Source organism: Collinsella sp. HCP28S3_B9 (genome assembly GCF_052066095.1).
GTDB lineage: Bacteria > Actinomycetota > Coriobacteriia > Coriobacteriales > Coriobacteriaceae > Collinsella.
The window spans coordinates 23,450-49,249 of sequence record NZ_JBQHST010000015.1 but is presented as its reverse complement, the minus strand read 5'-3'; the positions used below and the strand labels follow the sequence as shown (position 1 = coordinate 49,249).

The 25,800-nt window shown below is 56.5% G+C and carries 25 protein-coding genes; 7 read left to right on the top strand and 18 right to left on the bottom strand.

Annotation, left to right across the window (positions count from 1 at the left end; all coding sequences use genetic code 11):
• Positions 1-213: 213 nt before the first annotated feature.
• Positions 214-1,011: a tRNA threonylcarbamoyladenosine dehydratase gene (locus ACTNBB_RS05210; protein WP_441056993.1), complete on the top strand. Its 798-nt coding sequence runs from the start codon at positions 214-216 to the stop codon at positions 1,009-1,011.
• A 14-nt stretch (positions 1,012-1,025) separates the two neighbouring features.
• A complete protein-coding gene (locus ACTNBB_RS05205) occupies positions 1,026-1,808 on the top strand; it encodes a TatD family hydrolase (protein WP_441056991.1) in 783 nt (260 codons plus the stop codon).
• Between the two features lie 60 nt (positions 1,809-1,868).
• Here the strand turns inward: ACTNBB_RS05205 and ACTNBB_RS05200 are convergent, their stop codons facing one another.
• A complete protein-coding gene (locus ACTNBB_RS05200; protein WP_370450635.1) occupies positions 1,869-2,528 on the bottom strand; it encodes an HAD family hydrolase in 660 nt (219 codons plus the stop codon).
• A gap of 64 nt (positions 2,529-2,592) precedes the next feature.
• On the bottom strand, positions 2,593-3,435 hold the full coding sequence (locus ACTNBB_RS05195) for a Cof-type HAD-IIB family hydrolase (RefSeq protein WP_441056989.1): 843 nt from the start codon (positions 3,433-3,435) through the stop codon (positions 2,593-2,595).
• Between the two features lie 489 nt (positions 3,436-3,924).
• On the opposite strand from ACTNBB_RS05195, the gene ACTNBB_RS05190 reads away from it, so the two are divergent.
• The 3 genes from ACTNBB_RS05190 to ACTNBB_RS05180 all read left to right on the top strand — a co-directional run bounded on the left by ACTNBB_RS05190 (position 3,925) and on the right by ACTNBB_RS05180 (position 6,793).
• Positions 3,925-4,815 (top strand): hypothetical protein, encoded by an 891-nt coding sequence (locus tag ACTNBB_RS05190; protein ID WP_441056987.1) that lies wholly within the window; start codon positions 3,925-3,927, stop codon positions 4,813-4,815.
• Positions 4,816-4,878: 63 nt separating this feature from the next.
• The gene (locus tag ACTNBB_RS05185; RefSeq protein ID WP_427718549.1) at positions 4,879-5,496 is read left to right on the top strand and encodes an ATP-dependent Clp protease proteolytic subunit; all 618 of its coding nucleotides are present in this window, start codon (positions 4,879-4,881) and stop codon (positions 5,494-5,496) included.
• On the top strand, positions 5,489-6,793 hold the full coding sequence (locus ACTNBB_RS05180) for a VirD4-like conjugal transfer protein, CD1115 family (protein ID WP_441056985.1): 1,305 nt from the start codon (positions 5,489-5,491) through the stop codon (positions 6,791-6,793). Before ACTNBB_RS05185 ends, ACTNBB_RS05180 begins: the two co-directional genes overlap by 8 nt.
• A 141-nt stretch (positions 6,794-6,934) precedes the next feature.
• Here the strand turns inward: ACTNBB_RS05180 and pgi are convergent, their stop codons facing one another.
• The 10 genes from pgi to ACTNBB_RS05130 form a co-directional block, all read right to left on the bottom strand.
• On the bottom strand, positions 6,935-8,629 hold the full coding sequence (gene pgi, locus ACTNBB_RS05175; protein WP_117817172.1) for a glucose-6-phosphate isomerase: 1,695 nt from the start codon (positions 8,627-8,629) through the stop codon (positions 6,935-6,937).
• A 199-nt stretch (positions 8,630-8,828) separates the two neighbouring features.
• Positions 8,829-9,122, bottom strand: a complete 294-nt coding sequence (locus ACTNBB_RS05170; protein WP_441056983.1) for an FAD-dependent oxidoreductase — start codon at positions 9,120-9,122, stop codon at positions 8,829-8,831.
• Position 9,123: 1 nt separating this feature from the next.
• Entirely contained in the window at positions 9,124-9,507 is a 384-nt protein-coding gene (locus tag ACTNBB_RS05165) for a (2Fe-2S)-binding protein (protein WP_441056981.1), read from the bottom strand.
• Positions 9,508-9,872: 365 nt separating this feature from the next.
• Positions 9,873-10,319, bottom strand: coding sequence for a hypothetical protein (locus ACTNBB_RS05160; protein ID WP_441056979.1), 447 nt, complete (start codon positions 10,317-10,319; stop codon positions 9,873-9,875).
• A complete protein-coding gene (locus tag ACTNBB_RS05155; protein WP_441056977.1) occupies positions 10,312-12,318 on the bottom strand; it encodes an AAA family ATPase in 2,007 nt (668 codons plus the stop codon). The genes ACTNBB_RS05160 and ACTNBB_RS05155 overlap by 8 nt, the downstream gene beginning before the upstream one ends.
• Complete coding sequence (locus ACTNBB_RS05150; RefSeq protein WP_427727806.1) at positions 12,299-12,481, bottom strand: hypothetical protein; 183 nt, start codon at positions 12,479-12,481, stop codon at positions 12,299-12,301. The genes ACTNBB_RS05155 and ACTNBB_RS05150 overlap by 20 nt, the downstream gene beginning before the upstream one ends.
• Positions 12,471-14,585, bottom strand: coding sequence for a DEAD/DEAH box helicase family protein (locus ACTNBB_RS05145; protein WP_427727804.1), 2,115 nt, complete (start codon positions 14,583-14,585; stop codon positions 12,471-12,473). The genes ACTNBB_RS05150 and ACTNBB_RS05145 overlap by 11 nt, the downstream gene beginning before the upstream one ends.
• Positions 14,585-15,109, bottom strand: coding sequence for a hypothetical protein (locus ACTNBB_RS05140; protein WP_441068505.1), 525 nt, complete (start codon positions 15,107-15,109; stop codon positions 14,585-14,587). The genes ACTNBB_RS05145 and ACTNBB_RS05140 overlap by 1 nt, the downstream gene beginning before the upstream one ends.
• 52 nt (positions 15,110-15,161) lie before the next feature.
• Positions 15,162-16,526 carry a hypothetical protein gene (locus ACTNBB_RS05135; RefSeq protein WP_441068503.1) on the bottom strand — a complete coding sequence of 455 codons (1,365 nt, stop codon included), beginning with the start codon at positions 16,524-16,526 and terminating at the stop codon, positions 15,162-15,164.
• Positions 16,527-17,130: 604 nt separating this feature from the next.
• Positions 17,131-17,634 (bottom strand): iron-containing alcohol dehydrogenase, encoded by a 504-nt coding sequence (locus tag ACTNBB_RS05130; RefSeq protein ID WP_441071037.1) that lies wholly within the window; start codon positions 17,632-17,634, stop codon positions 17,131-17,133.
• Positions 17,635-17,869: 235 nt separating this feature from the next.
• Between ACTNBB_RS05130 and ACTNBB_RS05125 the strand changes: the two genes are divergently transcribed.
• Together ACTNBB_RS05125 and ACTNBB_RS05120 are read left to right on the top strand one after the other, a co-directional pair.
• Positions 17,870-19,441 (top strand): Y-family DNA polymerase, encoded by a 1,572-nt coding sequence (locus tag ACTNBB_RS05125; RefSeq protein WP_441071035.1) that lies wholly within the window; start codon positions 17,870-17,872, stop codon positions 19,439-19,441.
• Positions 19,434-19,859, top strand: coding sequence for a hypothetical protein (locus ACTNBB_RS05120; RefSeq protein ID WP_441056970.1), 426 nt, complete (start codon positions 19,434-19,436; stop codon positions 19,857-19,859). Before ACTNBB_RS05125 ends, ACTNBB_RS05120 begins: the two co-directional genes overlap by 8 nt.
• Positions 19,860-19,879: 20 nt before the next feature.
• On the opposite strand, the gene ACTNBB_RS05115 is transcribed toward ACTNBB_RS05120, so the two are convergent.
• From ACTNBB_RS05115 to ACTNBB_RS05090, 6 genes are all read right to left on the bottom strand, one after another.
• Positions 19,880-20,098 carry a heavy-metal-associated domain-containing protein gene (locus ACTNBB_RS05115; protein ID WP_427747961.1) on the bottom strand — a complete coding sequence of 73 codons (219 nt, stop codon included), beginning with the start codon at positions 20,096-20,098 and terminating at the stop codon, positions 19,880-19,882.
• Positions 20,099-20,273: 175 nt separating this feature from the next.
• Complete coding sequence (locus tag ACTNBB_RS05110) at positions 20,274-21,026, bottom strand: amino acid ABC transporter ATP-binding protein (protein WP_022094423.1); 753 nt, start codon at positions 21,024-21,026, stop codon at positions 20,274-20,276.
• Positions 21,027-21,038: 12 nt separating this feature from the next.
• Entirely contained in the window at positions 21,039-22,400 is a 1,362-nt protein-coding gene (locus ACTNBB_RS05105) for an ABC transporter permease subunit (protein WP_441056966.1), read from the bottom strand.
• Positions 22,401-22,516: 116 nt separating this feature from the next.
• Positions 22,517-23,377: an ABC transporter substrate-binding protein gene (locus tag ACTNBB_RS05100; RefSeq protein ID WP_152067906.1), complete on the bottom strand. Its 861-nt coding sequence runs from the start codon at positions 23,375-23,377 to the stop codon at positions 22,517-22,519.
• 147 nt (positions 23,378-23,524) lie between these two features.
• Positions 23,525-24,391 (bottom strand): deoxyribonuclease IV, encoded by an 867-nt coding sequence (locus tag ACTNBB_RS05095; protein WP_441056964.1) that lies wholly within the window; start codon positions 24,389-24,391, stop codon positions 23,525-23,527.
• A 95-nt stretch (positions 24,392-24,486) separates the two neighbouring features.
• On the bottom strand, positions 24,487-25,677 hold the full coding sequence (locus ACTNBB_RS05090; protein ID WP_441056962.1) for an aldo/keto reductase: 1,191 nt from the start codon (positions 25,675-25,677) through the stop codon (positions 24,487-24,489).
• Positions 25,678-25,800 lie beyond the last annotated feature (123 nt).

Genomic DNA, 25,800 nt, shown 5'->3' with positions numbered 1-25,800 from the left:
GGCCACCGGACCCATCGAAACACATCTCCACCATTCCTTCAACTGGGAAAATGGCGCCCCCGGGGCCCGAGAGGGGCCGCGGGGGCGTTCGGTTAACTGCGGGAGCGTGCCATCAGCTCAATGTGTTCGGCTGAGATCGGAAATCAACCATCGTGATAATACCTATAATGGCGATAGCTAAAACACGACCTGCTTCCCCATCGGAGGATATTTATGACCGAAACCGTTGCCGCAGCCGCCATCGAGACACGCGACACCAAGCTCGAGATCATCATGGGCCGCGAGGCACTCGATAAGCTCGCCGATGCTACGGTGCTGGTGCTCGGCTGCGGAGGTGTGGGCTCCAATTGCTGCGAGGCACTCGCCCGCGGCGGCATCGGTCATTTCGTCATTCTGGACAAGGACATCATCGCGCCCAGCAATATCAATCGCCAGGCCATCGCCTTCCACAGCACCGTCGGCAAGCGCAAGGTAGACGTGATGGAAGCCATGATTCGCGATATCAATCCCGCCGCCACCGTTATCAAGCGCACCGAATACCTGTTGAGCGACAACATCGACGAGTTCTTTGCGAGCGTTTTTGAGCAGACGGGCAGCAAGCTCGACTACGTCGTCGACGCCATCGACACCATCTCGGCCAAGCTCACTATTGCCAAATATGCTCAGGACCACGACATTCGTTTGGTTAGCTCCATGGGCGGGGCCAACAAGCTCCATCCCGAGTGCCTCCGCTTTGCCGACATCTTCGATACGGTACGTGACCCCATGAGCCGCATTATGCGCAAAGAATGTAAGAAGCGCGGAATCAAGAGCCTACATGTATTGTTTAGCTGCGAGGAATCGGTTAAGACACAGCCCCGCGACCCTTCCAACATCCACGAGCGTACCGAGCTCGGAACCGCCAGCTTTATGCCGCCCATCATGGGTCAGATGATTGCCGGCGAGGTTATCCGCCAGATCAGTGGGCGCGGCACCGAGCGCGTGCGCGCCGATGGCCAGCGCCTGGACTAGCGGAGTGCGCCGAGATGGAGCCCCGGTTATTTGATGCACACTGCCATCTTGATTTGATGGCTTACCCGAATGCTGTTGCCGACGAAACTGCGGCTATAGGGTTGGGGGTCTTTGATTGCGGGGTCGACCCACGCGACTTCGCGGCAGCAAAAAAGCGGGCCAGCCGTTACCCAAACATTATCGCGGGCGTCGGGCTCCATCCCTGGTGGCTCGCCGACGGCCGCTGCGGTCCTGCCGAAGTCAATCTGCTTTGCAAAGTTGCTGCCCAAGAGCGCTACATCGGCGAGGTGGGACTCGACTTTTCCGCGCGCTTTGCCGGAAGCGAACCGCTGCAAATACAGGCACTTGACCGGCTCTGCGATGCGCTCGTGCAGTGTCCTCTTGCCGGGCGCGTGATATCGATTCACGCCGTTCGTTCGGCAGGAGCCGTACTGGACGTCCTCGAATCGCATGGTCTACTCATCCCAAACCCCGACTCCCCCGCTATCATCTTCCACTGGTTTAGCGGTACTTCGGACGAACTCGTCCGCGCGCGTAATGCGAGCTGCTATTTTTCTGTCAACGAACGCATGCTCGCGTCTAAACGAGGACGCGAATACGCACGACAGATTCCACTCGATCGTTTACTGCTCGAGACCGATGCGCCGGCAGAGGCAAACACAGAAACAAGCGCGCAGTCGCTCATCAAATCGCTCACAAGGACCTCGATGCGCATCGCCTCGCTCAAAAATTGTGACGCAAAGCGCATCGAATCGGCAGTTTTAACAAATGCGCACTCTGTTTTTGGCCTTCGCTAACCCCTCTGGGCAAAAAGACGACAACGATACCATTATGACGGCAGACGTGCCGTCCAAGTCCTACGCAAGCTCCAGCAGCTCCGGCAGCTGGTCGATAATCTTGTCCGCGGCATCTTGGCTAAAGCCGAAGCGTTCCTCGCGCTTGGCAATGACCGTCAGGCCGGCTCGCTTGCCGGCAGTGATACCAGGTACCGAATCCTCAACGCAGCAGCAGCGATTCGCGGGCAGTCCCAGCAGGTCCAGCGCATGCAGGTAGATGTCGGGCTCGGGCTTGCTCTCCTTAAACTGCTCGCCGCTCACCACATACTCAAAGGCATCCGACAGCCCGCACGCATTGAGCACTTCCTCGATGCTATCCATGGGAGACGAGCTGGCAAGCGCCACGCGAACGCCGCGGCGCGGCAGCTCTCGAATCGTATCCACGGCGCCTGGGTTAATCAAAGCCTGATAGTCGCGCGGACGCTTATGCGCCCACTCGTCCCAACGGGCCAACGCTTCCTCGCCAGTGAAATGCCCCTTACCGGCGCGCTCAAACCAATCGACCAGCATATGCAGGAAGAACTGATGTGAGGTACCGATCTGCCCGTTCAACTCCTCTTGAGTCAGGTTAAGCCCAAGCTCCTTGGCAAACGCGGCAGTCTCGCTCAGGTAGTAATACTCGGTATCGACAATGACGCCGTCCATGTCAAAGATAACGGCGTCGAACGGAAATGCGGACACGGCACCCTCCCTAACAAAAGGGCGCCTGTAAGCAGGCGCCCGAACCATGCATTAATCGGCGATTCTAACCCAGCAGCTTATCCAGCGCCACCGCAATGCCGTCTTCGTTGTTATTGGCAGTCACCATCTGGGCCACGGCCTTAACCTCGTCAACCGCGTTGCCCATGGCAACACCGGTGCCGGCCCACTCAATCATGGACTTGTCGTTCTGGCCGTCGCCAAACGAGACGACCTCGCTGGCATCGATGCCGAGCTTGGGCAGGGCACCCTCGAGCGCGCGGGCCTTGTCGATACCGGGAGCCGTAAACTCAAAGTACCAGTCGGCCGTAAACATACCCGAAAGCGTCTGAGTAAAGGGCGCATACATCTCCTCGTGATGCGCTTGCAGATAGGCCGGGTCGCCAGCAGTGAGCAGCTTGTCCACGGGATAAGTGTCCACGACCTCATGCAGGCTCTCCACCTCGCGGATCTTAAGGTCGCAGGCATCGCGCTCGTATTTGACGATGTTTTTCTGCGAGCCATCCGGCAGCGTAATCATGCAGCGGTACGAATCCTCGACATGCAGATCGCGACCGAGCGAAATCATAGGGATCACGTCGAAATTGCGCAGATGATCAATCAGGCGATACAATTCGTCGGCAGGCATAGCCTGATCGAACAGCACCTCGTCGGTCTGGGCATCGACGACGTGAGCGCCATTAAAGGCCACCAGCAGACCGTCATGGTTATGAAGGTCGAGCTCCTGCGCCAAGGCGTGCAGCCCCCATGCGGGACGGCCCGAAGCCAAAATGAGCTTAATGCCCGACTCCTGCGCCGCGAGCAGCTTCTCGCGCGTACGCGGGCTGATGACCTTTTGGTCGTTGGTGAGCGTACCGTCGATATCCATTGCGATGGCTTTGATTGCCATATAAGCCTCCTTGCATCGTTTTTATCGCGCACTATCTTATCCGAGCCGGGGCACGTTCGCACAGCGCACGTATGACGGTTGCAAAACCACCCCATTTGAAACAAAGGCAAAAAAGTACTTGCAAAGACGCGTTCCGACATATAAGTTGATAAAAGACCGCCGTTGCGGTTTTAAGTAGATCGAGCATATGAAGTTTGAGTTTTAGCGTGTAAGAGAAGGAAGATCGGCAAAGTACAACCCCAAACGTAATGACAACTTAATGAGGTAACTGCCACATGTGAGGCACCCAGGGCATTGCTGTCTCGATTTTGAGCACGATGCCTTCCGCCTTGCATGGGCCGTTCCATCCCGCCCCTGCAGCAACTGTCTCACGGGCTCATTGAAAACCGCATAGCACCCCAACGTCAGCACATCACCCACGGCAAGCACATCACTCACGACAACCAACACATCAACAAACAGCACGAACATCAACCGATTGGAGAAGCTATGACAAACCACCACGCTGAAGACGGCGATAAGAAAAGCATTCTGGATGCCCGCATTGAGCGAGCATATGCAAACGAATATGACGCCGCCTTTGCCGCCGCGACCATCAAGAACTACGCGTCGCTACCGCTCGCGACGATCCTGGCCGACCACCCTCAACTGCTGAAGCTCTGCACAAAGATCATGGGCGACCCCGACATTCGCAAGCTGACAGACCCCTATGCCCCAAAACGCGGCAACGATTCGTACGTTCTTGCCGTAGGCTGCCTAGCCCATATGCTTACGGCGCTCGACACGAAACTCAAGCTCGAATGGGAACCCGACGAGCGTCATGAACTCGAAAGCAAGCGGAACACCCTGCGCACCGCACTGTTCCTTCCGTTGGACGGCCTCAAGCGCTGCAACGTCGAGCTCAATACACAGGCGCGGCAAAAGCCCGGGACCACGGGGCAGAAAACTCCAAGACCCCATGCGGCCATCGTCGACCGCAACCGATATAACCGCATGACCGCGCACTTTTCCGCCGAGGGAGCAGCCATAAGGACGCTGATCGACCTGCTGTGCCTCCTGAGCATCAACGAGCTATTTGATGGCTATCTCGCCCTTGTTCCCGCGACGGCACCCAAGTCGGTAGCAAAGATCATCGAGACCTGCAGACGCCAGTTTGAGCGCCATCGCAATGGCAGCGAGATGAACGCCAGCATCGCGCAGTACTACGCGGCTCATTACAAAAATGACGGATGTGCCCCTGTCGAGCATCAGCTGCGGCTCGCCTACACCACGCCCGTCGCAACGCTCCATCGCTTTGGAGCCCTTGGCGCTTGCGAGCCGTACGAACAGGCAGCCTGCCCCACAACCGAGCTCGATCTCAGGCTCGGACGAACCCTGTAGCCCGCCAGCCCCTCCGCGGGCAACAATCCTATTCCACAACACAACCAACAGAAAGGAGTCCTCATGGACACCAATCATTCCCCCATCATCAGCCCCCTCACCATGCGTGAATCCGCCCGAGGTATCACGCTCACCAGCATTTACGATGAGATGCTCGCCCGTCGCGAGCTCTCCGTCATGGGAAACATCGAAACCCCGATGGCCCACGACCTATGCCAGCAGATCCGTCTGCTCGATGCCGCCGACCCCAGCCGCCCCATCACCATATTTGTCGCCAGCGCCGGCGGAAGCGTGCGATCGGGTCTTGCGATCTATGACGCCATGCGCCTCGCATCGTGCCCCATCCGCACCGTCTGCCTGGAATTCGCCGCGTCCATGGGCGCCGTGATCTTTATGGGCGGCGACGATCGCCGTATGGCGCCCCATGCAGAGCTCATGATTCACGACCCGCTGATCCCCCAGGGGGCAGGCGGCTCGGCACTTGCGCTGCAGGAAACCAGCCGGCGTCTCATGCAGACCCGCAAGACCCTCACGCAAATCCTCTCGGACCGCAGCGGCCTCACGCCCAAGCGCATCCAGTCCCTCACCGCAAAAGACACCTACCTTTCGGCCGAGCGCGCCGTCGAGCTCGGCTTTGCCCACGAAATCCTCTCGACCACCAAGGAGGTCGCCCATGTCTAACCTCACCAGCCGCCTCGCCGCATCTGAGTCCGCATCGTCCACCATCCTCGCCAAGGATCGAATGCTTTCCTGCGACACCCGCCAAACGGGACTCAACAACAACACACTTGTGATCGGCCCCTCGGGAGCCGGCAAGACCCGAAACGTCCTCAAGCCCAACCTGCTGCAAATGAACGCAAGCTACATCGTGCTCGACACCAAAGGCACGCTCTGTCGCGAAGTGGGACCCGTGCTGGCAGCCCACGGCTACCGCGTGCAATGTCTCAACTTCGCCGACCTCAACACCGTCCCGGCCCTTGCGCCCGGCATCGAGCGCTGCGGCTACAACCCCCTGAGGCACATTCGCCGCAAGGCGGACGGCAGGCCCAACCAGCAGGACATCCTCTCGGTGGCAAAGGCCATCTGCCCCATCGAGGACAACAACCAGCCTTTTTGGGATCATGCGGCGGCAAACCTGCTGTCGTGTCTTATCGCCTACGTCACCGAACAGCTACCCGCCGACGAGCAGACGATCAGCTCGGTCATCAAGCTGATCGAGCACCTGCAGGACGGTGCCACGGGTCGATTGTTTGACGACCTGATCACGATCGACCCCCAAAGCTATGCCCTCTCGCTATGGCGGCGCTACGCCATTACGCAAAATGCCGAGCGCATGCACGCGAGCATCGTCGGCATCCTTGCCGAAAAGGTCATGTGTCTGGGATTCGACGGTGCGGCACAGCTCTATCGTGAGTGCCATCAGGTGGACTTCGCTTCCATGGGACACACCCCCTGCGCCCTATTTGTAACCGTGAGCGATATTGACCGCAATCTCGATCCGCTGACCGGCCTCTTTATTTCGCAGGCGTTTATGGGCCTCATTCGTGAGGCCGATAGGCAGCCCGACGGCAGCCTGCCCGTGCCCGTGCGCTTTATGCTCGATGACTTCGCAAATCTGCAGATCCCCCAGATCGACAACGTGCTCTCGATTATCCGAAGCCGCAACATCTGGGCAACGCTGCTGCTGCAGTCGACCAACCAGCTCGATGCGCTCTATGGCGAGGCACGCGCACGCTCCATCATGGGCAACTGCGACACGCATCTGGTGCTGGCGTTCCAGGATCCCGAGAGTGCCCGGGTGTTTTCCGAACGCGCCGACGCGCTGCCCAGCACGCTCATGGCGACGCCGATCGATCGCTCGTGGCTCTTTGTGCGCGGCCACACTCCCGAACAGGTCGAGCGCTTTAGGCTCGAAGACCATCCGCTCTACGGGGAGCTGCCCGAGGCGCAGCGAGACCATGCGGAGGCCGAGATCTAGGCGCAGGGTTCTCGCGGCGCGCGGCGCCCCGGCGATGTTCCACAAAGGCCGTGCGCCCCGGGACTACGGCAAAGCAAAGGGGCCCGCATCCGATAGGATACGGGCCCCTGACTATAAGGCGCGATGCGTTAACAGCAGCGACTACTTACGATGCGCGCGATAGAACTCGATGAGCGCCTGGGTCGAAGCGTCCTGCTCGGCCTTGGCGGCGTCATCGTGGAAGGCCGGGGTAATCTGCTTGGCAAGCTGCTTGCCCAGCTCGACGCCCCACTGGTCGTAGGAGTCGATGCCCCAGACCGTGCCCTCGACAAACGTGATGTGCTCGTACAGGGCGATGAGCTCGCCGAGTGCGAACGGGGTCAGCGTGTCGCCGAAGATCGAGGTCGTCGGGCGGTTGCCCTCAAAGCAACGGGCCGGGACGATCTGCTCGGGCGTGCCCTCGGCACGAACCTCGTCGGCCGTCTTACCAAAGGCGAGCGCCTTGGTCTGGGCCAGGAAGTTGCCCAGGAACAGCTCATGCACGTCCTGACCGCTATCGGTCGCAGGGTTGGCGGTATTGGCAAAGGCGATGAAATCGGCCGGAACCACCACAGTGCCCTGGTGCAGCAGCTGGTAGAAGGCATGCTGACCGTTGGTGCCGGGCTCGCCCCAGAAGATCTCGCCGGTATCGGAGGTCACAGCGCTGCCGTCCCAGCGGACGTGCTTGCCGTTGGACTCCATGGTGAGCTGCTGCAGGTAGGCCGGGAAACGGTGCAGGTACTGGCAGTACGGCAGTACGGCGTGGCTCTTGGAACCGAAGAAGTTGACGTACCAGACATTGAGCAGGCCCATCAGCGCGACGGCGTTGTTCTCGAGCGGGGTGTTGCAGAAGTACTCGTCGATGGCGTGGAAGCCCTCGAGGAACTGCTGGAAGCGCTCGGGGCCGAGCACGACGATCAGCGACAGACCCACGGCGGAGTCGACGGAATAGCGGCCGCCGACCCAGTTCCAGAAGCCGAAGGCGTTAGCGGGGTCGATGCCGAAGGCCTCGACCTTGTCGAGTGCGGTGGAAACGGCAACGAAGTGCTTGGCCACGGCCTCGGCGTTCTGCTCATCGGAGCCGTCGATGGCACCCTGAGCCTTGAGCTGCTCGAGCATCCAGGTCTTGACCTCGCGAGCGTTGGTGAGGGTCTCGAGCGTGGTGAAGGTCTTGGAGACGATAATCACGAGCGTGGTCTCGGGATCCAGGCCCTTGAGCTTCTCGGCTTGGTCGTTGGGGTCGATGTTGGAGATATAGCGGCAGTCGATACCGGCGTCGGCGTAGGGACGCAGGGCCTCGTAGGCCATGACCGGGCCCAGATCGGAGCCACCGATGCCGATGGACACCAGATGCTCGATCTTCTTGCCGGTAACGCCCTTCCACTCACCGGAGCGCACGCGCTCGGCAAAGGCGTACATGCGGTCGAGGACCTCGTGCACGTCGGCGACGACGTCCTGGCCGTCAACGATGAGCTGGCCCTTCTCGCTTGCCGGACGGCGCAGCGCGGTGTGCAGGACGGCGCGGTCCTCGGTGGTGTTGATGTGCTCGCCGGAGAACATGGCGTCGCGGCGCTCCTCGAGCTTCACCTCGCGGGCAAGATCGCACAGCAGCTTGACGGTCTCATCGGTCACCAGGTTCTTGGACAGGTCGAAGTGCAGGTCACCGGCGTCAAAGCTCAGCTTGTTCACGCGCTCTGCATCGGCAGCGAACCAGGCCTTGAGGTCGATACCTTCGGCCTCGAGCTTCTCCTGATGAGCCTCGAGCGCCTTCCAAGCGGCGGTCGACGTAGCGTCGATAGGTGCGGCAACAGTTGCCATAAAGTCCTCCTCAACATACGGGCGCAAACCTCCATGCACCCGGATAATCAGATGCCCCTATTCTAGCGCAGGTCAAGACCGTAATCAGCGAGCGTTGCCAATCCGCCCCCAAACGGCGACCGACCAAAAAGGGACAGGTTTATTTTGGCAGGTCAAACGCTTTACCTACCAAAATAAACCTGTCCCTTCCTGGCAGGTATTAGGCGAGCATCATGCTGAAGATACGGGCGACGGCCATATCGCCCGCCTCGTCAACGCCCCACACACGGCGCACTAGCTGTGCCAAGCGCGGCACCGTGGCAACCTCGACATCCAGGTAATACATGAGCACCGCCGGAATCACCACGAACTTGTGAATCTGTCTGAACAGCTGACCGCCGGGACGAGCGTTTTCGTCAAACACGACGACGTCGAGCCCGCGCTTGGCAGCCTCGATGGCAACGGAAAGGCCGCTGGGACCGGCGCCGGCCACGACCAGATCATGACGCTCCATGCTACTCAGCCTCCTTTACGGCAGCAGGGCTTGCAGCCACCTCGGCAACCAGAGCCTTGGCACGCGGGTCATCCAAATCGAGCGAGGCAACGCCGTCTTGCGTGCGCACGTCCATACCGGCGACGAGCGGCGTCATGCACGTACGTACGTTAGGCTTGCCGTCCACGACCATGACACAGTCGGTGCACCGACCGATAGCGCAAAAGATGCCGCGCGGCTCGTGGCGCTTGGCGGTAAAGCGATGGACCTCGACACCAGCGGCCTTAAGCGCCATGGCAATCGATTCGCCCTCGTATCCTTCCATCTCAACACCGTCATAGGTAAAAACGACTCGACTCCCCTTGCTGGGAGCACCCAAAATGGGATGCTCGACAATCCTGGACATGGCAACACCAAACCCCTCTCGTTCATCGGTTACCAACAGCGCCTGTCCTGAGATTTGCCCTGTTAACGAGCAGTTTCCGGTCGATTACCATTCAAAGGGAAACAATGGAGCACGAGATTTTACCGCGCGGGTCCGCCAAAACGATCGGGGCCAAAGCCCATAGGTTGTCAGATCGCCCATAGAACGAAAAGGATGCAGCCGGATGGTTCTCAAAACAAGACCATCCGGCTGCATCCATTTGCGCATTCTGACTTTGAGCCCACACGCGTGTCAAGCCCAACACGACAAGTCGGCTTGAACCACTATCGGAATGAACATCCCACCTTGCCGAACACTTTAAAACGCAAGGTCACGAGTCCGCTACATCAGTCGATCTTCTCCCCCGTATACTCCTCGTACATCTCATCCATACGTGCAACATAATCGTCGGCAACCGCCTCTGCATCAGAAAGCTCAGTTACCTCTCCTTCGAGCAATTGAAATCCACCGTTGGCATAGCGCTCTACAAGAGAAGACGCGGCCTTCCTGTCTCGAACGACTTCCGTGTTTTCAAATCCGGCATCTGCGAGATTAATTGCATTGGCAACTGCCTTGAATTTGTCGGATAAATATTCCGCCCTAGTTAAGTTTCTCGGCCTCTTTAGTTCAGGCTTGAGGCCCTCGTGATAACCCAAAGCCAAAGCAAACAGCATCTTGTCCTCATTTGTCATTCCGTCAAACAGAGGGAATGAACTCATGGTCTTTACGATGCCCTCAAATGCCTCATCAGTCGTATTGAGAATAGTAGCGAAAGGCGTACTCTCATTAGCCACGATACTCGACCTCCTTCATGACTTCCGACTCTTGCTCATCCAAACGCAAGCGCGTATACGTCGCAATGGCTGGTTCAAACTCACGCGAAATCGCCTCGGAATACTCATCCGGCGTAAACGCTAAGATAAGTTGCTTGTTCTTGCTTACTTCGACCAGCGTTTTTGCGAAGTTTTCCCTGTTTTCACCAGAAGCACGCGCAATGGGCGTGTCAATGAACAACGGGGAATCAAACCCCGAGACTTCGTGCATTGCCAATGTAAAAGAAAGTGCAAGCAATGATCTCTCCGCTGCGGAGCAAGTTCCCGCACACGAATAACCTTGCCTGTCATAGAGCGACAACTGATAACGCTCCGTCAGCTCAACGCGGTCGCACTTGGAGTTCTTCCAAACAAGCCCCTTAAACAGAGCCTCTGTACGCGACTCCATTCGCTTTCTCACGTCATCAACGATCGCCTTTTCGGCGGCCTTTAATACGTTGAGCGCACGATTGCCAAATGAGATTGCCCGATTTGCTGCCTCCGTCTTCTTGTCCTTCTCAAGCTCTGTTTTTAGCTTTTTCTCCCACACCGAGATTTTTCCATCCATCTCGGACTTATTGCTTTGAAACGCGCCGATACCTTGATTCAGCAGATCTATTTCCCTATCGAGCTGCTCCCTCTCTTCGAAGAGACGCTTCAAATCATCCGAAGATTCAGCAAACTTTGCAATTCGCGCATTGATGTCATTAAGCTGACGGCCAATTTGGTCGAGGTCTTGTTCATCTTTCAGAAGTGGTTGAAGAGCCCGTTTTCGCTCGTCTGGGTATCGTTTAACGGAATCGACAATTCTTTTAAGTTCACTTCGCATCGACGAGAGAATATTCGATGTTTCGCTACTCACCTTAAATTGATCGAGCATGGCCTTAATATGCAAACGCTCTTCTTCATTTAAGGAATGGCCGCACAACGTGCATGTGCCCATGTTGAGAGCCTTTTGAAGCTTTTCGGGGTCGATCGAAGGAGGCAGATGCCCCTCTCTCTCCATCCTTTCAATGACATCGAGAGTCTTCTTCGCAACGGGATAAAGGTTAAAATCAACCATCATCTTACGAGCGAATTCGTAGTATTTAGCTCGGTCCTGTTCATAGCGATCATTGAATCTTCCTTCGAGCTCTAGAGCCGCCTCCCGCTCGTTCTCGATGCCACGCACATCCTCAACGCCGCGCAGCTGTCCGTCGATATCAGCCAGCCGCCGCTTCGCCTCAGACAAGCTGGCCTCCTTATCCTCTATCTGTTTGATACACCCATTGCGGGTCTCTTCAAACTCGCTGAGTTTCTTGTAAGTTTGTTCCGTGCTGCTTGAAGCTGAAGACGCATCCCTTTTCTTTCCGGAAACGGTCGCCTTTAGATGGTCGATCGTCCTCGACAGCACATCAATCTGCGAAATTGAATACACCGCTTCTTTGATGCGATCGCCCTTTGTCTCCTGAAAATAGGTATTGAGCTGCTCACCATCAAAAAAGAAATACTCTCGAATTGATTCGGGAAGATAGCGATTGATGTATGCCGTTGCTCCTTCATTCTTAAGTGAACGAGCTTGGCCATCAACCCCATTCGTCACTGTTACCGTAAACCGCTCGTCGGCCTTTTTCTCAAGGAACTCTAGCTTATCTTTCTGAAGCAAGCGAAATGGAACAAAACGTCTAATCTTTACGGTAGTATTCTTCGTATCGCCCAGCTCGACGGTCACAACAACGCTAACGTTTTCCACCCAAACGCCATTCTGAACGCACTCGGCGATAACCTCCTTGTTTAGCTTGGGCTCTCCGGCGTCATACTTGCTGTTGCCGAGGTGAGGCTCATCACCGTATAAACACCAAGTAAATGCATTGAGCAAATTTGTCTTGCCAACGCCGTTATCGGCAACGATTAACTGCAGGTCGTGATCGCCCGGACGAAACTCAAGTGTCAGATCACGATACTGACGATAGTTGTGAATCTCAATCTGCTTGAATCTCATCGCTCTTCCTTACCGCGGAATCCAGCTCCTGCTCATACCGCTTTCGATAGCTGCCGTTTCCTTCCATTTCGTACGAAATAAGCTCAAGCAGGAAATGGAGCATGGCTTGATCGCCCGTGCATTCCTTTTTGACGCTTTCGAGTACTTGCCGATTAATAGCCATTTGCCCTCCTCAAACGGTCCTGTACCTCAAATAACAAATCAGTGCTGTTCACTGCATTCGCGCGCATGTCTTCGATGCGAACCATCTCTTGCTTGAACAGCTTTTTCTCGAGTTCAATGCCGCCCATTTCTTTGATTCGTTTCCAATCCGGCTCAATTACGAAATCGTAGATATGGGCAATCTTCTTTCCGGGGTGTCGGCGAATCACCCTGCCCACCCTTTGGACGTACTCGCGCGGATTCGTGCTGCTCGACAGCAAAACGGCCGTTTTCGCTTCGGGAATGTCGATGCCCTCGTCAAGGCATTTGATTGCCACGAGCGTTTGAATGTCGCCCTGCCTGAATGCGTCCAAAAGATACTCACGCTCGCTCAGACCGCCATACTCCGCCCGCTTCGCCGTTCCCTCTTCTTCGGTAAAACGATGCGCCGCAATCTCATGCGAACCGAGCATCAAACACACTTCCGAGATTCTGTGGGGCGAAGTGAAAACGATTGCTCCGGTCAAATCAACCGAATCAATCAAGTCTTCAAAGTGGACCATCTTCGAAGCGGCATCTTTTTTGATTTCTGCCCTATCGCGAAGAAGCTTTTCGACATGCTCTTCCGCATCTGGCAGTGGGCTATTCTTAGCCGCCACAATCCTCTTCGTCAAAGCACAGTATTTATCTAGCTCTTCGTCGTTCAAGCTAGAAAACACAAGATGATACTCATAGGGACAGAGGAACGTATCACCTGTTATCGGATTAATAGTGTTTTGAGCCTGAGCAATCGTAAACACAAAAGACCTGTCACCAAAGTATCTGCGAATGAGCTCGGTTCCATCCTCATCAAACCAACGGGACGGCGTAGCAGACAGGCCAATTCGATACCGGTACCTCTCCAAAAGCCCGGCGCGCTGCTTCGGCGAGCCCATTCCATGGACCTCGTCGCCGACGATGCATGTAGCCACCGTATCAGGGAGTTTGTTGATAATATCTAGCAGCTTCTTGCTGCATGCGCTCTTGTGGGTGGTATAGATAATCAAGCTCGACGATCGCCCTATGCGTATCCTGGAAATCGCCGAAGAGATTTCCTTAAGCCAACGAGCGCTCGGTCCGGCAGATGAATCGGCAAATACAGATTTGTCGAACTGCAGCCCTAAAGCGGCGGTCTCCTTCTCCCATTGACGCGACAATGTACTCTGCGGCGTAGCAACGATGCAGACAAACTTCTTCTCTCGAGCAAGAAGCTCCCCAACACAAGCAAGGGCGGTGCGCGTTTTACCGGTCCCCGTCGCCATCTCGAATAACAACCTACCGTCATTCGCAAGCCATGCTTCAAGCGCCTCTTTTTGGTAAGGAAAGAGAGAGATCCGCGCTTGCTTGCGAGTTCGACGATAATTGGCAATAACGCTATGCTCGAGTTCAAAATTGGCGCCAGCAGAAACGAGCTTCTCGCAAAACGAATGCGTTGGGACGAACGTCTTTACGCTCTTATGTTCACCATTCCAAAGTGATTCAAATTTTGCCCGATCAGATTGATAAAAATCGAGTTGTCCCGGCTCCCAGCTTTTGAACACCTTGAACTCTTCGCAGTTAAGCAGCCATCCCGACGCCGTCTCGTTTACCGAGCCGCTAAATGAGAGCGCATCGCCGTCACAATCCTCAATAAGGCCGATTTTTTGATGATAGAGCTGGCCAGCCCGTACATTGCCGTCTTCATCAACGATCACGGCAATCTTCATTTCCAGAAGCCCTTTTGCAAGCATCCAACCGAGCGCCTTGACATGGTCACGCTCGATTTCATCGGCAAGGGCGTCAATATTCCCAAGGAGCTCGCTTGCTATGTCTTCAATTACCTCATCTGGATTGTTGGCAGCTTGCCTAATCGCATCGATATCACGCTCGTTTAGATTTGGGCTAACAATCAGGCGCATGGTCCCGCCGTTATGAATTAACCCCGCGACGCCCCTAGCCGCAAGAGCAAGACTTGCAGACGAGAAAAACCCTACACTTCGGTCATATTCAACAGCCTGTGAAAGTGCCGGTATATAGAAGTCGGATACGGGGTCCACATCCCCAAGCGTCTCATAAGATGTTCCGATATGCAGCTCCTTCAGACCCATCAGCGCCTGCCGATCCGTGAAATGGCAACAGATAGTGCCCGGTCTTCAGTACCGCACTGACCGTCAATCAAGCGAAGGAGGCCCGCAACGTTGGGAGCTCGCCGCTTTTTCGTCGAATCCGACAATGGTCTTAGATAATCCTCGATATAAACCGGTTCCCCATCATCGGCCTTCGCCGCATCACATAGCAGCTCTCTAATAACCGGGATGCGGAAGCACAGTTTTGCAAGCATATTCTGCTTTTCATCATCCGGAAGAGCGCAGTACAGGTCGGAAAACGGAGACGCCACGATCTCGATCCCCCTCCGTTCGCCTTTTACATCAGCGAGGTCGAGAAGCGTTGCTAGCTTTCCATGGTTCTCACCATATTTGATGTTTGCCGTAGCCTTTTTGCCTCTATCGCCAGTCAGGTAAATGCCGAGCTTCTCAAACGTGAGGGGCTCGCCAATCAGCGTGAGAATACGCACAGCAGCATCGAGGGCCTCTAGGTTGCTAAACTGTGGAATATTGGCAGCCGTAATCAACTCGCACGGTTGCAGACTACAAACGGCATGGAACACTTGCCTGAGGCTCGCTTCACGCAGCAGCGAGAACAGCTCCTTCGAAAGCCCCCCCCCCGGAACTCATTTCGCCAGCACTTGCCAACCAAACAATATCAAGGTTTTTGGCATAATAAGCTGCTAGAACTTCTTCAGTACTTGACTCCCCAGTGGCAAACCGTGCCCATGCATTTCGCTGGATATCGTCAACGTCCTTAGAAGGGGTACCAATAAACTGCCTTCCATACCAGCGAAGCATATTTCTTTCCTCAAATTTCAAATCAAAATAGCGTTTTGCGATTTCTGGATACTCTTGTTCAAATGAAGTCATTGCCGCATAAGCGGAGCAAAGCGTCCCCTTCGTTTTGTGGAGCGCTTGGTTTGCCTCGCAGAATTCTCGAAACGATTTCTTTTTGAAGAACTGCGGTTGGTTGCACCATCGGGCAATGGTGACATATAAGCCTCGTAAAGGAGACTCTTTGTATTTTTCATACCGCATGATATACGGTAGGCAGCCGTATTTCATTAGAATCGAGATGCGTTCGAACACATTGGCAATATCTTGCGCGTCCTGAGAATCATAGCCGCTCAAAACATACAGACGGGTACCCTTATCTGACCAAGTTCGCCAAATGCGCAGCTTTCTTTCTATGAGCTCACGGTCTTCGATGTGGTCGAAGGCGAAAATATAATCCCCGTGATAACGGCAGCCGGAAAGAGCTTTTGCCTTCGCATCGGTCATAAGACGCACGTCAAGACCTTGGCGAAACTGAAACGGCTTGCCCGTCTCACGAAGTTCATCCAAGATCTCTCGCCAACCGGGAAACGCAAAGAAATTATCATCCCAGAGATAAATGTAGGGCCTGTCTTCGTCTAGGAACTCAGAAACAGGCGAGTGCTTAAAGGCGTGATCGTACTTTTGGTTTACGCAGAAGCTGCACTTTCTAAAACAACCTCTCGTAGTAAAACCAATCGAGTAATCAAGGTAGTCAGCATATTGGCTACGCCTCCTGCCGGAAGCAAGCTGCTTTTCGACAAACGACTGATACAGGCTGTAATCGGGATGAAAATGCTCCACCTCATCCGGTAGGTTTTCTCCGCCGTCTTCATAAAAACCCGTACCGCCATAGACAACGTTTGGAAGGGCCAATAAGCCTTCCGGTATGTTCGTAAATGTGAAAACGCAAGAGATGAAAACGATATCGTAATCTGGGACTGCTTCAAACGCCTCGATCAGCTCGACGCTATGACCCCTCGCCTTGAAATATCCACTCAGTTTAAGAAGAACCAGGTTTGGATGGCGCGTGCCATGATCGATTAAATCGGCATCAACAAGACCAATACGTAGGTGGCTATTGCTTTTAACAAAATCGATAGCACACGATACTGGCCGGCTGGACAATCTGCTCCCCTTACACAATAAAGCTCTCAATTTGTGTGATCTAAAATAGCACTGAGGTTGTAGAAAATGTTGATCAATTCTGCTAGCGGCATTCTCGCCATTAGCATCTGCCTAGACGCGAGCAATTATCCGAGGCGAAAATAAAAACAGGACTTTATCGGAAAACGAATCAGTCGGGACGTCGCATCCGCACGTCATCGACGCGGGAATTCGAAGCTATCCAGCCAGCGGCAGAAGGATCGACCCTCTCAGCGACCCAACAGAGACTTGTGGAATATCTATCAAGCATCGCCGTCTCATTACGAAGTTCCTCCAGAACCAAACGCTCTTGATGGGAACATCTGTTGTGCAATCTATAGATTTCTGCAACGTTAGCCTCAAACTCAGCCCGCTTCGTCCCCGGTAAAACGGCATGCCGCCATTCGCCTGCGCGCGCAAGGCGCGCCATACCGTGGGCTCCAGGCGGCAAACAAGCATGAATCGCCATACATCAAATGTCAAAGCGGCGGCGACCCTGTCATAAGATGGCGCCTTTCCTTCATGGCCCAAACGAACTTTCGCAAGCTATAGCAACAGCAAGCTGAACATACGGCATAACGCCCTCCTACGCCGTGGCGCACACGCTGCCGAGCAGCTCGCGCAGAGGAGACCCAATGCCCTCCAGCAGTTCGGGCGCGATGATGGCAAAAACGGGAACCTCGCCGGCCCCCACGACGGCAGGCACCTTGCCCTCCGAGACAATACAGCCATAAGGCACAAAACCGTCTTCGCCGGCATCGAGCGCCGCCATGCGACGCGCGAGTTCGCGCGCAAAGCCGGCAGTATCGGCATCGCCGATCGCCAGGACAAAGTCCACGCCTTCGTCGGTCGCCAGGGCCACAGCTTCGTCGATCAGCTCGTCTCCCCCGTCGCCCTCAACCGAGCCGCAACGAAAAAGCACGCGCTCGAGCAGAGCTCGGTCAAGCGAACCGAGTGCCGCCGAGACAAGCTCATCGCGCGTATGCTTGTCTCCGCCCAGCACCACCAGCGCCTTGGTGCCGCCGTAGTGAGCGACCAATCGTCCACACCAGCGAGCCACGTCTCCATCCGCAACAAGGCGCGTCGGCATACCAAACCCATAGTTGACCATTATCCCCACAACCCTTCCGTGCTTTATGGTGGTATCGATCGTTAGGCTCATGCTACGAAGCGAGGTTTTCCGGGCTGTTTCGCGCTCTTTAGAGCTGCGTTAAAACCCGATACAACCGCCCGACCATACCTGCCAAAAAGGGACAGGTTTGTTTTGGTCGGTCAAGCGTTTTACCTACCAAAATAAACCTGTCCCTTTTTGGCAGGTTTTGACGATGTCCGGACGAGCGGGTATTATCGAACATGTATTCGATAAGAACATGTGTTTGATGGGAGGACGCGTGGGGGACGGGCGTCACACCTATATCTGCATCGACCTCAAGACGTTTTATGCCAGCGTCGAGTGCGTCGACCGCGGGCTCGATCCGCTCACCACCCACCTGGTCGTTGCCGACGAATCACGCGGGCGTACGACCATCTGCCTCGCCATTACCCAGGCCATGAAGGACCTCGGGATACACAACCGCTGCCGCCTGTTTGAGATTCCCGACGGCATCGACTACATCAAGGCCGTACCGCGCATGCAGCACTACATGGAGGTGTCGGCGCAGATCTACGGTATCTACCTGGAATACGTCAGTCCGCAAGACGTTCACGTCTACTCAATTGACGAGTGCTTTATCGACGTGACACCCTATCTAGAGCTCTACCATACCAATGCCAAAAGCTTTGCCTGCATGCTGCGCGATGAGGTCCTCGCGCGCACCGGCATCACGGCGACAGTCGGCATCGGCCCCAACCTATTCCAGGCCAAGGTGGCGCTCGACATTACCGCTAAGCACGTACCCAGCCGCATCGGCATACTCGACGACGAGACCTTTCGCAAGGAGATCTGGCCCCATCGCCCCATCACCGATATCTGGGGCATCGGCCCCGGCGTGGCAGCCCGCCTCGAAAAGTACGGGGCATACGATCTGATGGGCGTCGCCGCGCTCGACGAAAACCTGCTTTACGACGAACTCGGCGTCAATGCCGAGTATCTCATCGACCACGCCTTTGGGCGCGAGCCGACAACTATCGCCGATATTCAGGCCTATCGCCCGCAGGCAACTTCAACCACCACAGGACAAGTGCTCTCGAAGGGTTATGCCTACGAGCAGGCCTACACCGTCTTGCGCGAGATGGTCGATGCCGCCGTACTGGACTTGGTCGATAAGCACGTGGTCTGCGACAGCATCTCGCTCTTTGTGGGCTACGCGAGCGAGCGCGCCGACATACGCCGCCTCGACGCCAGCGGCACAGCGCAATATGTAGACGGATGCGGACATTTGCGTTCGAGCACGTCGAGCATCGAACCCGCCGCAACCGCCGGCCCCGAGCTCACACCCCGTGCACCCAAGCCCGTCCAGCGCGATGACGAACGACGCCGTCTGGTGCGCGAGGCACAGGCAATCGACGGCATCTTTGTGGGAGAGCATGGCGGCAAACCGCGTGGCGGCTATGCCGCGCTCTTTGCGCACTCTAACGCTTCGCGCAAGCTGCCCGAGCGCACCAATTCGTTTAAGAAGATCATGGGCCATTTCGATGAGCTCTGGGCGCAGACCGTCGATCCCAAACGACCGGTCAAGCGCATCAATTTGGGCTTTGGCAACCTCATGCCCGAGGAATTTGCCACCATCGATCTGTTTAGCGATGTTAAGGCCGACGAGCGCGAGCGTGACCTGGCCCGCGCCGTTCTGGCCGTGAAGGGCAAGTACGGCAAGAATGCCCTGGTCAAGGGATTAAGCTTTACCGCCGGCGCCACCGCACGCGAACGCAACGATCAGGTAGGAGGACACCGTGCCTAAGGCCCAACAACAGCCGATGCGGCCACCGACGCCTTTTGAACGCCTGGCGGACCCCGAGGGAAGACGTCGCGCCGCCGACCCCAAGCTCACCGCTAACGGTGCCGTTCGCGCCAACCGCGCCGCGCAGTTTATGCCCTTTGCCGCCCTCACGGGATACTACGAGCTCGTGCGCAAACAAGAAATCTCTGTTGAGCCCAAATGCGAACTCACGGAAGAAAAAGCCCTCGAGCTTTCGGAAAAGCTCGAGGGCCTCAAACGCGGCGACTTGGTACGTGTCACCTATTACGATACATACGGCTATCGTAGCCGAACCGGCATTCTCGACGAAGTGCTCCCCGCGTTCAAACTGCTCAAACTCCGAGACATCGCCATCGGCTTCGACGATATCCAAGACATCGAGCTGCGCGGCCGAGCCTAGGCGCAAGCGCACGCCCGGCCCTACGGCTTTATGACGTAATAGCCCGCATCCCTCACGGCAGCCTCAAGTACCTCACGATCGATCGGGTTTTTAGAACGGATGCACGCCGTGTGGTCTGTATACGTCACCGTGGCCCAAATGCCATCGAGAGCGTTGAGGGCGTTCGTCACATTTTGCGCGCAGCCGCCGCAGCTCATACCGCCAATAAGCAGCTCATCGCTATAGGGGTAGTGAGACACATCGGTGTCCGCGACCGCGACCCTCTTGACCTTCTTTCTGCCCGCCCCATCGCCGCAACAGCATTTGCCATGCGTCGATGCGACAATACGCCGGAATCCAAAGAATAAGCCGGCGGCAATTACGGCAAGCACAATGATGTTTGCAGTTTTCTGCTATGTCAGCCACATAAAGCAGCTACGAGATGTTGCCCAAAAACGCCTTGGTACGCTCGCTCTTGGGATGGTCGAAGACCTCGCTCGGCGTGCCCTCCTCCACGATAACGCCACCGTCCATAAAGACGACGCGGTCGGCGACGTCGCGGGCAAAGCCCATCTCGTGCGTCACCACGATCATCGTCATGCCGTCACGCGCAAGATCGCGCATGACACCCAGAACGTCGCGGACGAGCTCGGGGTCAAGCGCCGACGTAGCCTCGTCAAAGAGCATCACGTGCGGATTCATCGACAGGGCGCGGGCGATGGCCACGCGCTGCTGCTGGCCGCCCGAAAGCTGGCTCGGCATAAAATCGATGCGCTCGGCCAGACCGACCTTGGTCAGCTCCTCGACGGCAATCTTCTCGGCCTCTTCCTTGCTGCGCTTGAGCACCTTTTGTTGCGCAAGCATGACGTTCTTTTTGACCGACAGGTGCGGAAACAGATTGAACTGCTGAAACACCATGCCCAAGTGCGTACGCACCTTATTGAGGTCGACGCCCTTGGCGCACACATCCACGCCCTCGACGACAATCGAGCCGCTCGTGGGCTCCTCAAGACGGTTAATGCAGCGAAGCATCGTCGACTTACCCGAGCCCGAGGGGCCCAGGACCACGACGACCTCACCCTTGTGCACATCCAGATCGATGTCGCGCAGGACCACGTTATCGCCAAAGGCCTTCTGGAGATTCTTGATGCTGACGACGACCTCGTTCGAGTTATTGGTTTCGCTCATAATAGAACCTCCTTACAGACCTGCAATATGATCGGCGGGTGTCGCGACAACCTGTCCGGCGCTCTTGGTGGGACGCTTCTTTTTGGTTTCGGCCGTCCCCAGAAGTCTCGCCTCAAGACCGCTCACCAAGCGCGCAAGCGGCAGGGTAATGACCAGATAGAACAGGGCGGCAACCACATACGGCGTGATGGAGCCCGTCGTCGCCACGATGGTGCGGGCATTCATGACGATCTCGACCACGCCCACGGCGGCGAGCAGCGACGTATCCTTGTAAAGCAGGATAAACTCGCTGGTCAGCGTAGGCAGGACATTGCGGAACGTCTGCGGAATCATAACGTAGAGCAACGTCTGGAAGGCATTCATGCCCAGCGAGCGGGCAGCCTCGTTTTGGCCCTTGGGAATCGACTGAATACCGGCACGGAAGATCTCGCACAGGTACGCAGACGAGTTCATGGCCATGACGATAACGCCCAAGACGTAGTCGTCCACCTTGACGCCGGCAAGTGGCAGGCCAAAGAACGCGATATAGATCTGCAGGAACGCCGGCGTACCGCGGATGATATTCACGTAGATGCCGGCAAGACAGCGCAGGATGCGCGACTTGGAGATGCGCATGAGCGACAAGGCAAAGCCAAAGGGGATTGCCAGCGGAAACGCCACAAGCACGATCGAGAGCGACATAAGGAAGCCCTTAAATACGACCGGCAGGCTCTGGACCAAAATGACCGGGTTCAAGAACAGGCGCAGGAACATATTGGAATTCCAAGCCTCGACCCACGGCTGTTCCTTAAGATCGGCCTGGAAGTTATCGAAGGCCGTCACGCCCTTAATCTCGACGGAAGGAATCTTGGAAATCTTCTTGGTCGAACCGTCGGCGAGCGTATAGGCGCCGCTAAAGGCCTCGTCGCCGCCTTCGACGGGGAAGGTCACGCCGTACACCTCGACACGGAAAAAGCCGCCGGCAGGCGCCGTCTCGCCAAAGTCAATCTTGAGCGTCTGGCCATCAGCCGTGCACGTGGGCTTCATGGGTGTGCGATCCATGAGGTCCTCGCCCGAGAGCATCGTCAATCGCGTGTCATCGGTACCAAACGTCGTGCCGTCGACAAACGTCAGCGAAAGACCGCTCAGCTCCTCGTCGGCATCGGCCTGGACCTCCCAGGTAATGCGCGTCTCGGTACCGCCGACCACAGCGCTGCCCGAACCGGTGTTGGGTCGGGCGGTAATCTTTGCGGTCTCAAGCGCCTGGGCGGTCGTGGGCGCATATGCCCACACACACACCAGCGCGAGCGCCACGGCCATGACGCAGACTAGCTTTTGGAGCAAGGCGGGCAGTGGAAAACGCTGCTCCGCGGCCCCTTTGTTCAGTCGAGACAAGGTGGCTCCTATCGTAGAAGTTGCCGGCAAATAGAGACGGAAACACTCTCCGTCGAGAGAAGCGCAAAGGCCCTCTCCGCTAAACGGAAAGGGCCCACACGCAATCAAGTATCTGTTTACTTGATGTTGTACTTAGCCATGAGGGCGTCAACGGTACCGTCGTCGGTCAGGTCCTTGATGGCCTGGTTGATGTCGTCCTTGAGCTTGGTGTTGCCCTGGTTGATGGCGATGGCATACTCCTCGCCGGTGCTAATCTGCTTAATGGTCTGGCAGGTGTTGAACTGCTCGGCGGTCAGCTGGCTGGCAACGGAGCGGTTGGTGACTACGGCGTCGCCCTTATCGGACTGCAGGGCGCTGAAGCACTCGGTGGCGTCCTTGTAGGGGACAATCTTGGCCTTGGGGAAGTTCTCCTGGGCAAAGGACTCGGCGGTCGAGCCAGACTGGACGATGATGGTAGCATCGGCGTTGTTGAGCTTCTCGCTGTAGTTGTCGGCCGTGATGTCGGTGTTATCGACCTTGGTCACGATAGCCTGATCGTCCATGTAGTAGGAATCGGAGAAAGTGACTTCCTTCTCACGCTCGGGCGTGTCGGTGATAGCCGCGATGGAAACGTCATATTTGGCGCCCGAAGCGACGCCCGGAACCAGCGTGTCAAAGTCGTTGTTGACATACTCGACATCCAGGCCCAGCTTGTCGCCGATAGCCTTGATGAGCTCAAGGTCAAAGCCCTGATAATCGCCGTTGTCATCCTTGTACTCAAACGGAGCGTACTCGGCAGAGGTGCCGACGGTCAGCGTACCGTCCTTGACGAGCGCGTACTCCTTGGAGCCGTCGACCTTCTCGACCTTAGCGTCGTCAGAGCTGCTGGAACCGGCATTAGAACCAGAGGTGGCGTTGGACGAGCCGCAGCCCGTCAGAGCGAGGGCGAGCGCCATGGCGCCCGTGGCGGCAAATGCGCCAAGCTTCTTCAGCTTCATAATCAGTCTCCTTCCAATGACCCCACGTGATTCAGAGGTCTGCAAAAACTGAGGATTATTATGCACCCGCTTGGAAGAATCTGCAATTAGAAAACTGATTGAAACAAACCCATAACGTGAATGGAGCGTCCCACTTTATGGCAGCCATTACTGCTGCAATGACCTTAACAGTTTGATTTCAGCCGCATAACCTGCAAGTTCGTTCGGTGTCTCCAAAATGAATGGCAATGCGCGCAAGCGGCCATTCGATACAATATTCTGTATAACCTGCATACCGCCGCCAAACTCTTCACTACCCAGGTAGCCCTTGCCGATGCACTCATGCCGGTCCTTATGGGCACCGCGGGGATTCTTGGAGTCATTGATGTGCACGGCGCGCAGGCGCTCGATACCCACCACACGATCGAACTCGTCAAGCACACCGTCAAGATCGCGGACGATGTCATAGCCGGCGTCATTCACATGGCAGGTATCTAGGCAAACGCCCAACTTGGCCGACAGCTCGGGGCGCTTGTCGGCAACGCCCTCGATGATGAGCGCCAGCTCCTCAAAGCTGCGGCCCACCTCGGTGCCCTTGCCCGCCATGGTCTCGAGCAATACCGTCGTCTGCTGTCCCTCAAACATCACCTGGCACAGCGTGTCGACAATCATCTGAATGCCGGCGTCTGCCCCCTGTCCCACATGCGCACCGGGGTGAAAATTGTAGTAGTTGCCGGGCAGTGCTTCCAGACGCTGCAAATCTTCCGCCATAGCCTCCAGGGCAAACTCGCGCGCCCGCTCTTTGGCCGAGCAGGGGTTATAGGTATACGGAGCATGGGCCACGAGGGGACCAAAATCGTTTTGTTCCATAAGCTCGCGCAGGGCCGCCACGTCATCCATGTCAAGGTCTTTCGCCTTGCCGCCGCGCGGGTTGCGCGTAAAGAATGCAAAGGTATTGGCGCCAATGGATAGCGCCGTCTCCCCCATCGCCCGATAGCCCTTCGTCGTGGATAGGTGACACCCAATCGTCAGCATCCCCAGCTCCCCCTCATCAGTTACGGTGAAATAGTTCCTGTTGATGCCTTATTCTGCCGCAAACAGGAACTATTCCACCGCAAGTTATAAAAGGGTCATGAGGAGCGCGTTTTGCCGAAGGCCTTAAGCGCCGCCGTCACGGGGCCAGGCTGGAAACGTCGGCGCACATCGTCAAGACACTCGGGGATATCGATGTGCTGTGGGCAGCGGCGTGCGCATTTGCCGCACTTGACGCAATTGCTCACCAACTTGGGATCGCTTGTGCGCACCGCGCTCGCCGTAAAGTACTGCGATAGACCCGTAAACCAGCTGTGCGCATAGCTTGCGTTGTAGGCGGCAAAACATCCAGGAATATTGATGCCTTTAGGACACGGCATGCAGTAACCGCATCCCGTGCAGGGCACGCGATTCGATTTTTCAAACTCCGTCAGCACGTGCGCGATGGCATCGAGCTGAGTAGCTGTCATCGAATCCGGCAGGGCCCGATCGGCCAACGCCGCGTTCTCATCCACCTGCGCGGTATCGGTCATACCCGAAAGCAGCATCGTCACCTGAGGATGATTCCACACCCACGAAAGGCCCCAAGCAGCCGGCGTCTTCAGGTACGGATCGCGTACGTCATCGAGCACGGCGCGGGCCCGCGGAGGCAGCTTGCCCGCCAGGCGTCCACCCAAAAGCGGTTCCATTACAAACACCGCGAGCCCGCGCTCGGCGGCTGCCATGAGTCCAGCCGTTCCCGCTTGGTAGCGCTCTCCAGCGTAGTTGTACTGGATCTGGCAAAAGTCCCAGTCATACGCGTCAAGCATCGTCAGGAAATCCGCCGCACTGCCGTGGTACGAAAAACCTATCTGGCGAATACGCCCCGAAGCCTTTTGGCGCGCAATCCAGTCCTCGATGCCCAGTGCCACCACGCGCCCCCACTGGGCGGGCGAGGTGATGTTGTGCATGAGGTAATAGTCGATATGGCCGGTCCGCAGCCGACGCAGTTGCTCATCGAAGATGCGGTCGAAATCATCCGCGCACTTGCACGAGGCGTGCGGCAACTTCGTCGCCAGCAACACCCGGTCACGCAGCCCCAAGCGCTCAAGCGAGGCGCCCACGCACGCCTCGTTACCGGGATAGAGATACGCGGTATCCAGATAATTAATCCCCTGCTCCACCGCACGGGAAATGATAGTATCGGCTGTCTTCGCATCCGGACGTCCCGGCGCACCAGGAAATCTCATGCAGCCCAGACCGAGAGCGGATATTCGGTTACCACTTTTGGGGTCAACGCGGTATTGCACGGCCCCTCCCTTCGCCATCAGCGCCCCGGCAAAGCGAAACACAATGGTCACGCGGCCGAAACATCGTGGAATCGCAATCGAGAACGTATCGTAACGCAGCAGAAATCGAGCTGTCACGGCACC

Excerpts from the sequence above, each read along its gene's own strand:
- ACTNBB_RS05180 (WP_441056985.1), top strand. The coding sequence starts at position 5,489 with ATGTCTAACCTCACCAGCCGCCTCGCCGCATCTGAGTCCGCATCGTCC.
- ACTNBB_RS05130 (WP_441071037.1), bottom strand. The coding sequence starts at position 17,634 with ATGCCGACGCGCCTTGTTGCGGATGGAGACGTGGCTCGCTGGTGTGGA.
- ACTNBB_RS05170 (WP_441056983.1), bottom strand. The coding sequence starts at position 9,122 with ATGGAGCGTCATGATCTGGTCGTGGCCGGCGCCGGTCCCAGCGGCCTT.
- pgi (WP_117817172.1), bottom strand. The coding sequence starts at position 8,629 with ATGGCAACTGTTGCCGCACCTATCGACGCTACGTCGACCGCCGCTTGG.
- ACTNBB_RS05155 (WP_441056977.1), bottom strand. The coding sequence starts at position 12,318 with ATGAGATTCAAGCAGATTGAGATTCACAACTATCGTCAGTATCGTGAT.
- ACTNBB_RS05110 (WP_022094423.1), bottom strand. The coding sequence starts at position 21,026 with ATGAGCGAAACCAATAACTCGAACGAGGTCGTCGTCAGCATCAAGAAT.
- ACTNBB_RS05210 (WP_441056993.1), top strand. The coding sequence starts at position 214 with ATGACCGAAACCGTTGCCGCAGCCGCCATCGAGACACGCGACACCAAG.
- ACTNBB_RS05195 (WP_441056989.1), bottom strand. The coding sequence starts at position 3,435 with ATGGCAATCAAAGCCATCGCAATGGATATCGACGGTACGCTCACCAAC.
- ACTNBB_RS05190 (WP_441056987.1), top strand. The coding sequence starts at position 3,925 with ATGACAAACCACCACGCTGAAGACGGCGATAAGAAAAGCATTCTGGAT.
- ACTNBB_RS05125 (WP_441071035.1), top strand. The coding sequence starts at position 17,870 with ATGTCCGGACGAGCGGGTATTATCGAACATGTATTCGATAAGAACATG.
- ACTNBB_RS05205 (WP_441056991.1), top strand. The coding sequence starts at position 1,026 with ATGGAGCCCCGGTTATTTGATGCACACTGCCATCTTGATTTGATGGCT.
- ACTNBB_RS05150 (WP_427727806.1), bottom strand. The coding sequence starts at position 12,481 with ATGGCTATTAATCGGCAAGTACTCGAAAGCGTCAAAAAGGAATGCACG.
- ACTNBB_RS05100 (WP_152067906.1), bottom strand. The coding sequence starts at position 23,377 with ATGAAGCTGAAGAAGCTTGGCGCATTTGCCGCCACGGGCGCCATGGCG.
- ACTNBB_RS05095 (WP_441056964.1), bottom strand. The coding sequence starts at position 24,391 with ATGCTGACGATTGGGTGTCACCTATCCACGACGAAGGGCTATCGGGCG.
- ACTNBB_RS05185 (WP_427718549.1), top strand. The coding sequence starts at position 4,879 with ATGGACACCAATCATTCCCCCATCATCAGCCCCCTCACCATGCGTGAA.
- ACTNBB_RS05145 (WP_427727804.1), bottom strand. The coding sequence starts at position 14,585 with ATGGGTCTGAAGGAGCTGCATATCGGAACATCTTATGAGACGCTTGGG.
- ACTNBB_RS05165 (WP_441056981.1), bottom strand. The coding sequence starts at position 9,507 with ATGTCCAGGATTGTCGAGCATCCCATTTTGGGTGCTCCCAGCAAGGGG.